The following is a 13,928-nucleotide window of genomic DNA, read 5'->3' as shown; positions in this document are numbered from 1 at the left end:
AACGGTTTCTACGCCGGATTTCGTGGGTCGTGATCGGGAGATGGCGGCCCTCCGGGACGCCCTGGCCCGGCCACCGGCGATCGTGCTGGTAGAGGGCGAGGCGGGAATCGGGAAGAGCCGACTGCTGCGAGAGTGGTTGGCGGCGCCGGACCAGCGCACCGCCTTGGTCTCGGTGTGCCCACCGCTTCGCGAGTCGCTGACCTTGGGGCCGATCGTCGACGCGTTCCGTGGGATCGACGGCCCGGTGTCGCGATTGCCGCTCACCGCGCTTGCGGGTGCGTTACGGCCCCTGTTCCCTGAATGGTCCTCAGACCTGCCGCCCGCACTGCAGCCCCTGGGCGATGCGAAGGCGGCACGGCATCGCCTGTTCCGCGCCCTGGACGAGCTGCTGCGGGCTCTGCGTGTCGACGTACTCGTGCTTGAGGACGCCCACTGGGCCGACGAAATGACCTTGGAGTTCCTGCTGTTCGTCACGTCCCGGCAGCAAACGGACGGGCCAAGCCTCATGATCTCCTACCGTCCGGAGGAGGTGAACGACGGGTCGCTGTTGCTGCGGCTGACGTCCCGGCTGCCCGCCGGCGTGACCCAGCTGCGGATCGCCCTGGCGCCGATGCGACCCGACGACACGGCAGCGCTGGTGTCCTCGATGCTGGACGGCAACCCGATATCGCAGGAGTTCGCGACGTTCATGCACGAGCGGACCGGTGGCGTTCCGCTGGCACTGGAGGAGTCGGTTCGCCTCATGTGCGACCGCGCCGACCTCGTCTTCCGCGACGGGCAGTGGGTCCGGCTGAAGCTGCGCGAGCTGCGGGTGCCGCCAACGGTTCGCGACTCCACCCGGGAGCGGGTGGGCCGTCTGTCGCCGCCAGCGCAGCAGGTGTTGCGAGCCGCGGCCACGTTGGCTGAGCGGTCATCGGTGGCCACGATCGCGCGGACCGCCGCGCTGTCACCCGCCACGTGTCGAAGCGCCATCGCCGAAGCGGCCGACGCCGGCGTCCTGGACGCAGACGACCGCGACCAGTGGCGATTCCGGCATGTGCTGGCCGCCACGGCTGTCTACGAAGCCATCCCGTTGACCGACCGCAGACACGTCCACCTGCTGGCCGGCCGCGCCTTGGAGAACATCCACCCGCCGCCTGTCGCACGCCTTGCCCACCACTTCCGGGAGGCGGGCGAGACGCGGTCCTGGGCGCGATACGCCGAGCAGGCTGCCGAGCTGGCCATGGCGTCGGGTGACCACACCAAGGCGGTCGACATGCTTGTCGATCTGTTGTCGTGGGCCGTGCTGCCGCCGGCGGATCGGGCACGAACAGCGAGCATCGCCGGCGTGGCCGCACTGGGCCGTCGCGAACCTGTCGATGAGGTTCACCACCGGGTGATCCGTACCCTGCGCTCGGTGCTGGAGACCCCCGGTCTCTCCGCCCGCCAGCAGGCCGAGATCCGCAACCCCCTGGGTCGGCTCCTGATCACCGCGGGTGAGGCGCAGGCCGCACTCAGCGAGCTCGAGCAGGCGGTGGCCAACCTCGACCATGACCCGGTCGAGGCGGCCCGGGCGATGACCTACCTCGGCTGGGCCTATGCGGGACCGTGGCCGGCGTCGACCCATCGGCGATGGCTGGATCGCGCCGCTGAACTCACCACCGAATTCGTCTCTCCCGCAGAGCGGCTGAACCTGGCCGGCAACCGAGCCGCGGCGTTGCTCATGCTCGGCGAAGAGGAGGCCTGGGACGTCGTCGTCGGCCTGCCCCTCGACGGCGCGACCTCGGCGGAGCGTCTCGACGTGGCCCGCATCCACGCAAACGTCGGGACCGGCGCAGTGGCCTGGGGCCGGTACGCCGACGCGGACAAACACCTCGCCGTGGCCAGGCACCTTGCCGAGACCGAGCAGGCGTCCCGGCTGCAACACAACGTCCGACTCGAACAGGCCAACCTGGCGTGGCTCACCGGCCGGTGGGAGGGTCTCGCCGAACAGAGCGCGGCACTCGCCGATGCCGACCGGGACCGGCCGGCGCACTACCTCGGCAGCATCCGGCTCGCGGCCCGACTGGCGGCCGCAACCGGACGGCGGCGCGCCGCGGAGGAGCAGTTCCGCCTGGTCCTCGAGGAGTCCGCCCGTCTCGGCGCGGCCGACGACACGATGGAGGCCGCCGCCGCGCTGGCCAGACTGTGGCTGACGGACGGAAACAGCGGCCGGGCGCTGCAGATCACGAGCGAGCCGATGGACACCGTCCGGAGAAAGGGCATCTGGATCTGGGCGACGGACCTCGTCCCCGCCCGGATCGAGGCGCACCTCGCCGCAGGCGACCTCAAGACCGCGACACGCCTGGGCGACCAGCTCGCCAGAGGACTGCGGGGCCGTACGGCGCCTGCGCCCCGCGCCGCGCTCGCCGTATGCCGCGCCCTGCTGCTCGCCGCAGCCGGAGACCACGCTCGCGCGGCGACGGCATTCGACCGGGCGGCGCGCGCCTGGAGCGCGTTGCCGCGCCCCTACGACGCCATGCTCGCCCGGGAGCGTCAAGCCGAGGCGCTCATCGCGCACGGCCAGATCGAACACGGCCGAGAGCTGCTGGCCGCACAGTACGAGCAACTGTTCCGGCTCGGAGCCCGCGGCGACGCGGACCGTGTCGCACAGCGGCTTCGCGAACACGGCGCCGAGGTTCCGCGACTGTGGCGCGGCGGCCGACGAGGGTACGGCGACCAGCTCTCACCGCGCGAGCTCGACGTGGTCCAACTGGTTGTCGCCGGCAAGACCAACCGGGAGATCAGCCGGATCCTGGCCAAGTCACCAGCCACGGTGGATCAGCAGTTGCGTGCGGCGATGCGCAAGTTGAAGGTGACCTCCCGGACCGCGCTCGCGGTCAAGGCGGTGGAGGCCGGAGTGTTCGCAGAAGAGGACTCCCTCGACGACCCGTCGTGAAAATTGACGTATCCGCTGGATAGCGACGGCCACTGATCCGTTCGAGCATGGCCCCATGATCCATAGCCCTGGGGCAATGCATGCCTGACCGACCAGTCGCGCGTGACGACGCCGCGATCGAGCACCCGCCACCGCCCGAGCTGCCCCGCGAGCAGCCCGTCCGCGCCCCCGACGCCGACGGTGGCGACGGTGCCGACGACCACAAGAACCACGACCCCTACCAGCCCCTGTAGGCAAGGACCCACATGAAACTCAAAGCCCTCGCGGCTTCGCTGGTCGCAGCGGTCGGCCTGAGCATGATCCAGGCACCACCGGCGTCCGCCGCTGAGCCGGATCCAGGCGCCGCCGCCAACAAGATCGCCCCAAACCTCAAGGACCGCTTCCGCACGTCTGCGGCGTCCGACTTCTGGATCACGTTCGACACCAAGGCCAACCTCGAGCCGACGAAGAAGATCACCGACTGGACCGCTCGCGGGAAGTTCGTCTACGACGCGCTGAACGCGGCGGCGAAGGACTCCCTGGCATCCGTCTCCACCGAACTCGACCGGGCCGGCGTCAAATACACCTCGTACCCGATCGCCAACACCGTGCTCGTCAAGGGCGGCAACGAGAAGCTCGCCCTCAACGTGGCCTCGAAGGTGCAGGTCGCCGAGATCCACGCGACGCCGCAGGTCGCGTTGGTCAAGCCCGTTGACCAGAAGAGCCCAGCTGACCAGGCTGCCCGCTCCGCCGCCCCGAAGGCCGAAGCCAAGGCCGGCACCTCCACGTGGGGTCTGGACGCCATCCACGCCCCCGAGGCCTGGGCCATGGGCGCCACCGGCGCGGGCATCACCGTGTCCAACCTCGACTCGGGCGTCCAATTCGACCACCCCGCCCTGATGCAGCAGTACCGCGGCACGAAGCCCGACGGCACCGTCGACCACAACTACAACTGGATGGCCGCCCGGGGCCCGTGCACGGACGCGCCGTGCGACGACAACGGACACGGCACGCACACCATGGGCACCATGGTCGGCGACGACGGCACCAACCACGTCGGCGTCGCCCCGGAGGCGCAGTGGATCGCGACAAACGGCTGCTGTGACAGCACCGGCGTGGAGTCGCTGCTCAAGTCCGGCTGGTGGCTGCTCGCCCCGACCGACGTCCACGGGAACAACCCCGACCCGTCCAAGCGTCCCCACGTCATCAACAACTCGTGGGGCCAGACCGAAGAGCACAGCTTCAACGACTTCTTCCGGGCCATCGACGAAGCCTGGAGCGCCGCGGGCATCTTCAGCGTCTGGTCATCGGGCAACACCACGCCGTACGCGGCCTGCGACACCGTCTCCTCACCCGGCTCCGCCGAGAGTGCCTACTCCGTCGGCGCCTACGCCTCGGACGGCACGCTTGCGTCGTTCTCCCGCAAGGGCGAGGGTGAAGGCGACCGGATCAAGCCCGAGATCTCCGCTCCGGGCGACGCTGTCCGTTCGTCCTACCCGAACGACAACTACGTCGAGATGTCCGGCACCTCGATGGCGGCCCCCCACGTCGCCGGCGCCGTCGCGGCGCTGTGGAGCTACGACCCGACCCTCATCGGGCAGGTCGAGGAGACCCGCCGCCTGCTCGCCGAGTCGGCCGTCGACGTCGACGACACCGAGTGCGGCGGCACCGCCGACTTCAACAACAAGTACGGCGAAGGCCGGCTCGACCTCGTCCGCCTGATCGAGCTCGCGCCCCGCACGGGCGGCACCCTCACCGGTGTCGTCACCGCGGACGGCGCGCCGGTCCCCGCCGCCGACGTGACGATCAGCGGACCGTTCAGCCGGTCGATCGGCACCGACAAGGACGGCCGGTTCACCACGAACCTCCCGGTCGGCGACTACCAGCTCAGCACCAAGGTCTTCGGCTACCTGACCGCGACCGCCAACGTCACGGTCACCCTCGGCCAGGACACCTCCGTCAAGCTGCCGCTCACGGCCGCCGCGCGGCACGACATCAGCGGCAGAGTCGTCGACGACAAGAAAAAGCCCGTCCCCAACGCCGACGTCTCCGTCACGGACACGCCGCTGAAGCCGGTACGCACCGATGCCAACGGCGCGTTCACGTTCAGCGCTGTCCCCGAGGGCGGGTACGCGCTGAACGTCAAGCCCAACGCCTGCTTCTCGCCCACGACGGTCCCGTTGACCGTCGGCGCGCAGAACGAGTCGCGCGAGATCCCCGTCGGGCTCGTCGTCGACAAGGGCGGCTACAGCTGCGCGGTCTCCGACGGCGAGTACCTGCGCGGCACCGACCCGGTCGCGTTCACCAGCGGCGTGTGGGCGACGGTGCAGCTGCCGTTCCCGATCGCGCTCTACAACGGCAGCCACGACACCCTCGGTATCAGCCTGCGCGGCGTGATCTCTCCGGAGATCGGCACCGGGCCCGACAGCGGCGGTGCGGGTATCTTCCCGTTCTACGTCCAGACCCCCGTCGAGTTCGCCCCCGGTGGAGGAGTCTTCACGGCAGCCACCAAGGTCAACGGCGAGGACGCGTTCGTCGTCGAGTTCCGCAACGCCAAACTCTGGGCCTATCCGGACCGGACGGAGTACACGGAGCCGGTCAGCTATTCGGCCACCCTCACCCGCTCCGGCACCGTGATCTTCGGCTACGGCGACGGCATCGGGGCCGACGACCCGGTGACCGCCGGCTCCCACGCCATCACCGGCATACAGGGCTGGGCCGGCGTCGACGGTATCCGGTTCTCCGACAGCGCCCCGGTGCTGCGCGACGGGATGGTCGTCACCTACGACCTGCCTGACTTCGGGTACCTCAACGCGACCGTCGTCGACCAGAACGACGGGCTGCCGGTGGCGGGGGCCACGGTCTCCTTCTCGAACAAGAGTGGGCTCGTCGAGACCGTCACGACCAACGGGACCGGCATCGTGCATCGCCAGCTTCCCGTCGGCGACTACACCATGACGGTCGAGGTGCCGAACTACACGACCGCGGCGTACCCCTTCTCCCTCGACAAGCTCTACGCGAACGCCAAGATCGACGCGCGTCTGACCACGGGCGTCGCCGGCCTGAAGGCCGACGGCCTCGAGGCGCTGTTGGGCACCGACCAGAACGGTGTGGGCTCGCTGACGCTGACCAACAACGGTTCCGCCCCACTGACGTACAACCTGGGCGAGGCCGCGCGCCACCCCGACCTTGACGCCGCCGGCGCCACCGCGCGCACCGGGAAGGGTGCGGACAGCACGATCGACCTCACCGCGTGGAAGGCCGGTGCGAGCGGCATGAAGCCGTCGAACGCCGACGGCAAGGCGGCGACGGCGAGCGCCGCGGAAGCACAGGCGGCCGCCAAGGTCGGTACGACCTCCGGCGGCGACGTCATCACCCGGATCGCCATCCCGGGCACGATCGCGGAGAAGGAGCCCTCCGGCATCGGGTACGACGGCGACGTCTGGGTCCACGACTACAACGCGCGGACCAACACCGCCTGGACGGTGACGGGCAAGCCGACCGGGAAGGTCTTCGACGCGTCGTGGAACCCCGCGTACCGCGCGTTCGACATGGCGCTCGACACCAAGACCGGTGACATGTGCCAGATGGAAGACAGCCCGGCCAGCTACATCCACTGCTTCGACCGAGAGACCGGGAAGGAAACCCGGCAGATCAAGGGTGACTGGTCCACGCTGCAGCTGACCGGACTCGCCTACAACCCGACCCAGGACGTGTTCTACGTCGGCGGCCGGGCGAACGGCATGATCGGCACCGTCGCCGGCACGTCGCACGACAACGCCGGTGCGCTGCTGTCGTTCTGCGCGCCGCCGCTGCCCGAGGTGATGGGCCTGGCCTACAACCAGGCGTCCGACACCATCTGGTACACCGACCTCACCTCGGACCGGCCCACCCGCCTGCTGCAGGTCGACCCCGTCGACTGCTCGCTCGTCAACGCGTGGTGGTTCCCGGGCCAGAAGGCGACGCAGGGCGGCGGCCTCGAGACCGACTCGACCGGCGCGCTGTGGGCGGCGGACCAGGTCGCCGACGACGTCGTGCTCGTCGACGTCGAGGACGACCTGCTCACCGACCTGCCGTGGCTGTCGCTCTCCTCGACCGGCGGCACCCTTGCCCCGGGTAAGTCGACGACCGTCAAGGTCTCGATCTCCTCGAAGGACGCCAAGCCAGGAGTCCTCGGCGCGAACATCGTGGTGAGGTCCGACTCCGGACGCCAGTCCAAGACCTACGTCCCGGTGACGCTCACGACCACGAAGTACCAGGTCGGCATCAACGCCGGCGGCTCGAAGTTCACCGACGGCTCCGGCTACACCTGGTCCGGCGACCAAGCCGCCGGCAAGGAGGCGTGGGGTTACGAGGGGAAGACGAAGGTCACCTCCACGAAGGCCGGGATCGAAGGCACGACGGACGACGCCCTGTTCCAGTCGCAGCGCACCACGCCGGACAAGCAGCTGTTCTACCGGTTCCCCGACGCGCCCAAGGGCACCTACGCGATCGATCTCGGGTTCGCCGAGATCGAGAAGGTGGCCAAGGGCAAGCGGGTGTTCGACGTCCTCGTGGACGGATCGCTGACGGAGTACGCGTACGACCCGGCCGCGGCCGTGGGGCCGAACACCGCCGACTGGCGCACCGCCGTCGTGAAGCACGAGGGCGGTCCGCTGACCGTGGAGCTGCGGGGTTCCAAGGGACTACAGGCCCCGACCATTGCCGCGCTGCGGGTGACGCTCGACCCGCGTGCGGACACGGCGGAGCCGGAGCCCCAGCCCGAGCAGCCGGAGCCGGGCCCCGTGCCGGTGGCCCCCGCCGGTCGCTCGTACTCGCTGAAGGTGACCGACGGGCTCTACCGCCAGGGCACGGAGGAGTCCGGGTGGCACGGCGATGACTCCTGCGGCGTGCTGTGGTTCGACTCCACCTTCCTGCAACCCTTCTACGACACGGCCTGGGACGGGGTGTGCGTGACGACGAACGGCACGCTGGCCTTCGACCGCGCCAGCACGCTGGCGGACAACACGGCACTGCCGTCGCCGTACCCGATCGACGCGATCTATCCGCTCTGGGACGACCTCATCGTCGACGACGAGGCAGGCATCTACTTCGGCACGACCGAGGTGGACGGGGTGGCGGCGCAGGTCATCGAGTGGCGCAACGTCGCCTTCTACAGCGACCGGACGGCTCGCGTGAGCTTCTCGGTCACCCTGATCGCGGACGGACGGGTCCAGATCGGGTACGGCGACGGCATCGGCGGCGACAACCCCCTCACCCGAGGTTCGTCGGCGACGGTCGGCCTGGAGAGCCTGAACCGCAACCCCGCGAGCCAGTACTCTTTCAACCAGCCCATCCTCAAGGCCGGCCTGGGGCTGGAGTACACCCTCCCGGCCGCGGGCACGATCGAGGGCACCGTCACCGACGCGAACGACAGCAAGCCGATCGCGGGCGCGATCGTCACACTCAAGGGACCGGGCGGTGAGCGGGTCATCACCGCCGACGCGAAGGGCCGTTGGAAGGCCCAGGCGCTGGTCGGCGAGAACACCGTGGAGGTGTCGGCGCCGAACTACGTCGCCGCCAGTCACCCCGTGACCATCGCCAAGAAGGATCAGGCCGAGGTGGTCGACACGGCGTTGACCACGGGCATCGCCACCGTCACCGGAGGTGACTTCGACTGGCTCCTTGACAAGGACCAGAAGGCGACGGCCGACGTGACCGTGACCAACAGCGGCTCCGCCCCGCTCGAGGTGCGGATCAGCGAGCAGAACCGCACCAGCGACGGCGGGCACGAGGCCGCCGACCTTCCGTGGCTGACCCTCACGGGCGCGGCCGCAACCGGCACGGTCAAGCTCGCGGTCGGCGAGTCCACCACGGTCACGGCGACGGCCGACAACGCCGACGTCGAGCCCGGCGTGCTCGTCGGCGACGTGCTCATGGCGTCGAACGCCGGCAAGGGCGAGGCCCAGCTCAAGCCGGTCCGCCTGGCGACCTCGGCCTACTGGAAGGGCGTCGACGTCGGCGGACCCGGATACGTCGGCGCCGACGGCTTCATCTGGTCGCCCGACCAGGAGCTCGGCTCGAAGCCGTGGGGCTACGTCGGCGGCAAGGCGCGCGCCACCAAGGCCGACATCGCCGGCACCGAGGACGACGCGCTGCTCCGCACCCAGCGGACCGGCGAGACGTTCAGCTACGTGTTCAAGAACGCCCCCGCCGGGAAGTACCGAATCGCCCTCGACTTCGCGGAGATCGAGAAGGTCAAGGCCGGCAAGCGTGCCTTCGATGTTCTGGTCGACGGCAAGGTCGCGCTCTACGACCATGACGTGCAGGCGAAGGTGGGTGCGCTGACCGCGGACATGAACATGGTCACCGTCGAGCACACCGGTGGCGATCTGAAGATCGAGCTTCGCCGCGAGAAGGGCGAGGGCGACCCGATCCTCAACGCCCTCAAGGTCCAGCAGGACCCGCGCCTGTGAGATAGCCGAACCTGTCCGCCAACAGTGGTCAGAGCCTCCTCGGAGCAGGATTGCCGGGGAGGCTCTGACCACGACCATGGAGAGGCCCTAGTTCTGCCGGTGGCCGACGACGCGGCGGAGGGCCAGATAGGCGGCCCCTGCGGCCAGCACCCAGGGCGCGGCGACGAGGACCGGGTCGAGCAGATGGTGTACGCGGTCGACCCGCTTGCCGTGCAGCCGGGACGGAAGCCCGTGGTGGGTGAATTCGCTCAGGACGCCGGTCTCGGTGATCGGGTTGTCGGGACGGCGGGTCAGGAACGAAGCGAAGGTGCTCTCGACCGCGTCCACCCGGTCTGCGGCGAGCAGGAGCAACCAGTGCGCGGCGCGTCCCTCGCTGTACGTGCGGTAGGAGTACCGGCGGATGATCCCGGAAAGCCCCCTGGGCGGGCACGAGGTACCGAAGACCGGGGTGAGGAACTTGTGCTCGATCGACCTCTCCCTCGGCCCCTTCTCCGGCTGTCGCTCGGGGAACTCCCAGTGCGCACCGTTGAGGGTCGGGTCGAACCGCTCCTTCGGCACCGAGGGTCGGTCCATCGGGTCGAGGTCGACACCCCACCCCGGAATCCGGGCACGCAGTTCGTCGCTGGATTCGGCCAGTTTCGGCTTGTCGGCTGTGTAGGCCATGGTCGGGCTCCCGGTCGGGTCAGGCGGGGTTCGGAACGATCAGCGGCTTGATGCAGCCATCGAGCTTGGCGGAGAAGATGTGGTACGCCTCGGGGATGTGTTCCAGCGGGATCCGGTGGGTCACGATGTCGCTGGGCTTGAGGTAGCCGTTGCGGATGTGCTCGATCAGGCGCGGCCACTGCCGCTTCACCGGGCACTGGTTCATCCGCAGGGTCAGGCCCTTGTTCAGCGCGTCGCCGAACTTGACGGCGCTGAACATCGGCCCGTACGCGCCCATCACCGAGATGTTGCCGCCTTTGCGTACCGAGTCGATCGCCCAGTTGAGGGCGACGGGGGAGCCGCCCTGCAGCTTCAGCTTCGCTGCGGTGACGTGCTGGAGGAGGTTGCCGTCCGCCTCGGCGCCGACGGCGTCGATGGCCACGTCGGCACCCAGGTGATCGGTGATCTTCTTCAGGTGTACGACGATGTCGTCGTACTCGGCGAAGTTGTAGGTCTCGGCGTGGGCGAAGGACGCCGCCTTCTCCAGCCGGTAGTCGAGGTGGTCGATGACGATGACCCGGCCGGCGCCCATCAGCCAGGCCGACTTCGCGGCGTACAGGCCCACCGGCCCGGCGCCGAAGACCACGACCACGTCACCCTCGACGATGTCGCCGAGCTGCGCCCCGAAGTAGCCGGTGGCGAGCGCGTCGGTGAGCAGGACGGCATCGTCGTCGTCCATCCACTCGGGGATCAGACTCGGGCCGACATCGGCGAACGGCACCCGGACGTACTCGGCCTGACCGCCGTCGTAGCCGCCGCAGGTGTGCGAGTAGCCGTAGATGCCGCCGACGGCTGTGGCGTTGGGGTTGACGTTGTGGCAGTTGCTGAACAGCCCCCGGGCGCAGAAGAAGCACGACCCGCAGTAGACATTGAAGGGAACCATGACCCGGTCGCCCGGCTGGACGTTCCGCACCGAGGGCCCGACCTCGTCGACCACGCCGACGAACTCGTGACCGAAGGTCATCCCGACCCGGGTGTCGGGCATCATTCCGTGGTAGAGGTGCAGGTCGGACCCGCAGACCGCCGCACGGGTCACCTTGATGATCGCGTCGTTGGGATGCTCGATGGCGGGACGGTCCTTCTCCTCCACGCGCAGGCGGTACGGACCGCGGTAGACCATTGCTCGCATTGACTACCTCCTGGACCGAAGGGCTAGCGGATGTGTCGCCCCGGGTTCCGTCCGAAGCACTGCGAAAATCGGTACCCCTGTCCTCTGCTCACAAACAGATCGGGAAACCACCGGCCGCCCACGCGAGGTGGGGCGGGGCGGCCGGATGGTCCCGCGCGAGAAAGAGGGGGTGTCCGCGTTCCCTCCGGGTTTTCCTGCGTTGATCCCGGTGTCGAAGCCGTCGGCGTCCACACCTCCGGCTATCAAGGTTCGCAGCGTCTCCTTCGCCTGTCGCTCCTCCTCAAGGCGGTCGTCAACCATGGCGTCACCACCGCTACCGGGCAGGCTCCGCGCGAGTGGGTGCACGACCTCCTCCTCGGCGGTTTCGTGGGCGCCGAGGAGCTTGACCAGGTCGTCGAAAGCATCGCGCCTCGCGAACCGGCGGTACACGTCTCTGACAGCTGCCGCAGCCGCGGCGGTGCCCAGGGGTGGGCGACGACTGGTCGGACCAGGCCGCCAACAGGCAGTCAACTGATCGGGTGATTTCGACGCAGCCGTGCCCACCCTCAGGCTGCGTCGGTTTGGTGCCCGAAGCTCCGGGGCACGTTCGTGGGCGTTGACCTGTAGAGATGGGGTTTGTCATGAGCGCAGGAGGCACGACCGCCGGGACAGTTTCGTCGGATGGCACCGCTGGACAGAACGGCTGGCGGTCCGCGCGGCGTGGCCGCCCTGAGGGGCCACCATTTCGCAAGCCGCGATGGCCGAAGGCGTACGCCTTCGCGCTGGTCACCGGTGCGTTGTTCCTCCTGTCCTGGGTTGGCCAGTTCTTCTTTCAGATGACCGTGGAAAGTAACGAGGCCACCCAGCACGGGCAGGCATTTTCGTGGAGTGAGTTCCTTCCCCAGTTCTTCTCGTCAACACTGGAGAACTGGCAGTCTGAGTTTCTTCAGCTGATCTGGCAGGCCGCCGGTCTGGCCCTCTTCTACTACTGGGGCTCGTCCCAGTCCCGGGAGTCGGACGAGCGGATCGAGGCCAAGCTCGACGCCCTGCTCCGCGAGCGGAACCTGGACCCGGAAAACCCGTGACGGCCCGGGTCCCCTCCAGGGGTACGGGCGTAGTCCTCGGCGGTTATCGTTGGTCCCCTCACGAGAGCCGACATTCATGCCTATCGTGCCTTCTGCCGCTTCCTTTCCCAGGGACCAAGCACCGCCGCCATCCTCGCCGGGACTGTGCTGGTCCGGGATGCTAGTGAGCCGGCTTTCCGGCAATCGGGGCAGCAAGGTGCAATTGACCAGCTAGCGTGGGCTATCGCCACCGCGTGGTCGGCTGTGCGACGGTGAGCTTGACGCCATAGCCTGGGGCCAAGCTGGGGCGCCCTCAACCGTCAGCGGCCCTGCAGGCGCTTCACGTTGTCGCCGAAGGTCCACCCTTTCGACCCGTCCCAGTTCGCCGACCAGGTCATCAGGCCCTTGAGGCCGGGCACGGAGTTCCAGGCCTGCGTGACCAACGACGTCGACATGTAGCCGCCGCCCGCCCCGTTCTGCGCCGGTAGGCCCGGGACCTGCTTGTCGTACGGCACGCGGATGGTGGTGCCCTGAATGGTGAGGCCGTTGTTCAGGCACTGCGTCTGCACTGTGAAGCCCTGCACGGTGCCAGCCGGGTACGAGTCGCCGGCGCAGCCGTACATGCTGCCGTTGTAGTACTGCATGTTCAGCCACCAGAGCCGGCCGTTGTCCACGTACTTCTTGATGATTGGCAGGTACGAGCCCCAGATCGAGCCGTAGACCACGCTGCCGCCGGTGACGTAGGCCGTCTCCGGTGCCATGGTCAGGCCGAAGTTCGACGGCATCCGGGCCAGCACGCCGTCGATGATCCGGATCAGGTTGGCCTGCGACGTCGACAGGGTGTTGATGTTGCCGCTGCCGGTCAGGCCGGTTTCGATGTCGATGTCGATGCCGTCGAAGTGGTAGGCCGTCAGGATCGGCACGATCGTCGCGATGAAACGGTCGGCGACTGCGGTGGAACTCAGGTCGATGCCCGCGGCGGCCCCGCCGATGGACATCAGGATGGTGGCGCCGGCCGCTTTGGCCTGGCACATCTCGGCCGGGGTGGACACCTTCACGCCGGCGTCCATGCCGTTCTCCCAGAGGACCGTGCCATCCGAGCGGATCACCGGGAACGCCGCGTTGATCACGTTGTAGCCGTGCTGGCTGAGCCGGCTGTCGGTGATCGGGATCCAGCCGAGGCCGGGGTGTACGCCGTTGGAGGCGCCGTCCCAGTTCTCCCAGTAGCCCTGCAACACCTTGCCGGTGGGCCGCGACTTCACCCCGCAGGTCCCACCGGTCGGCGGCGGCGTGGTGGGCGGCGGCGTGGTGGGCGGAGGTGTGGTCGGTGGCGGCGTGGTGGGCGGCGCGGTGGTGGACGGCGGGGTCGTCGGTGGTCGCGTGGTGGGCGGCGGAGTGCTTCCCGAGCACGCGCCGAGGTCACGCCACAGCGACGGCGTCGCGGCGGGGTTCCAGCCGGCGCCGGGGTGCGCGGTGTGCGTGACCAGAGCCTGGTAGAGCCGGCCGCCGTAGGTGACCTGGGCGCCCGTTTGGTAGGTGGTGCCCTCGGCCCAGGCCGGGGCGGTGCAGGCGACCATCGGGACGGCGTTGGCCGAGGACACGGCCGCGATGCTGCTGGGGACGAAGGCGACGGCGGCCGTGACGGTCATCGCCGCCCCGGCCACCACTGCGAAAATCCGACGGCTTCTCATGGCTCACTCCCC

The 13,928-nt window shown here is 69.1% G+C and carries 8 protein-coding genes; 4 read left to right on the top strand and 4 right to left on the bottom strand.

All coding sequences use genetic code 11. The features are described 5' to 3' along the window. Positions 1–22: 22 nt before the first annotated feature. From JOD64_RS03400 to JOD64_RS03390, 3 genes are all read left to right on the top strand, one after another. Positions 23–2,917 carry an ATP-binding protein gene (locus JOD64_RS03400; protein WP_307813205.1) on the top strand — a complete coding sequence of 965 codons (2,895 nt, stop codon included), beginning with the start codon at positions 23–25 and terminating at the stop codon, positions 2,915–2,917. A gap of 80 nt (positions 2,918–2,997) precedes the next feature. After that, positions 2,998–3,150: a hypothetical protein gene (locus JOD64_RS03395; protein ID WP_204940859.1), complete on the top strand. Its 153-nt coding sequence runs from the start codon at positions 2,998–3,000 to the stop codon at positions 3,148–3,150. A gap of 12 nt (positions 3,151–3,162) precedes the next feature. After that, the gene (locus tag JOD64_RS03390; protein ID WP_204940858.1) at positions 3,163–9,351 is read left to right on the top strand and encodes a S8 family serine peptidase; all 6,189 of its coding nucleotides are present in this window, start codon (positions 3,163–3,165) and stop codon (positions 9,349–9,351) included. A gap of 87 nt (positions 9,352–9,438) precedes the next feature. Here the strand turns inward: JOD64_RS03390 and JOD64_RS03385 are convergent, their stop codons facing one another. From JOD64_RS03385 to JOD64_RS32755, 3 genes are read right to left on the bottom strand one after another with little or no spacing between them, the layout of a single operon-like run. Beyond that, positions 9,439–10,014, bottom strand: a complete 576-nt coding sequence (locus JOD64_RS03385; protein ID WP_204940857.1) for a hypothetical protein — start codon at positions 10,012–10,014, stop codon at positions 9,439–9,441. 19 nt (positions 10,015–10,033) lie between these two features. Next, positions 10,034–11,182: a zinc-dependent alcohol dehydrogenase gene (locus JOD64_RS03380; RefSeq protein WP_204940856.1), complete on the bottom strand. Its 1,149-nt coding sequence runs from the start codon at positions 11,180–11,182 to the stop codon at positions 10,034–10,036. Positions 11,183–11,185: 3 nt separating this feature from the next. Beyond that, positions 11,186–11,725: a hemerythrin domain-containing protein gene (locus tag JOD64_RS32755; protein WP_307813204.1), complete on the bottom strand. Its 540-nt coding sequence runs from the start codon at positions 11,723–11,725 to the stop codon at positions 11,186–11,188. Positions 11,726–11,802: 77 nt separating this feature from the next. On the opposite strand from JOD64_RS32755, the gene JOD64_RS03370 reads away from it, so the two are divergent. Then, positions 11,803–12,246: a DUF6766 family protein gene (locus JOD64_RS03370; protein WP_204940855.1), complete on the top strand. Its 444-nt coding sequence runs from the start codon at positions 11,803–11,805 to the stop codon at positions 12,244–12,246. Positions 12,247–12,545: 299 nt separating this feature from the next. Here JOD64_RS03370 and JOD64_RS03365 read toward each other — a convergent pair whose 3' ends face one another. Beyond that, positions 12,546–13,916, bottom strand: coding sequence for a carbohydrate-binding protein (locus JOD64_RS03365; protein ID WP_204940854.1), 1,371 nt, complete (start codon positions 13,914–13,916; stop codon positions 12,546–12,548). Between the last annotated feature and the right edge of the window lie 12 nt (positions 13,917–13,928).

The sequence above is a fragment of the Micromonospora luteifusca genome (assembly GCF_016907275.1).
GTDB classification, from domain to species: domain Bacteria; phylum Actinomycetota; class Actinomycetes; order Mycobacteriales; family Micromonosporaceae; genus Micromonospora; species Micromonospora luteifusca.
The sequence above is the reverse complement of the archived record's forward strand: the minus strand, read 5'-3'. Positions and strand labels throughout refer to the sequence as shown.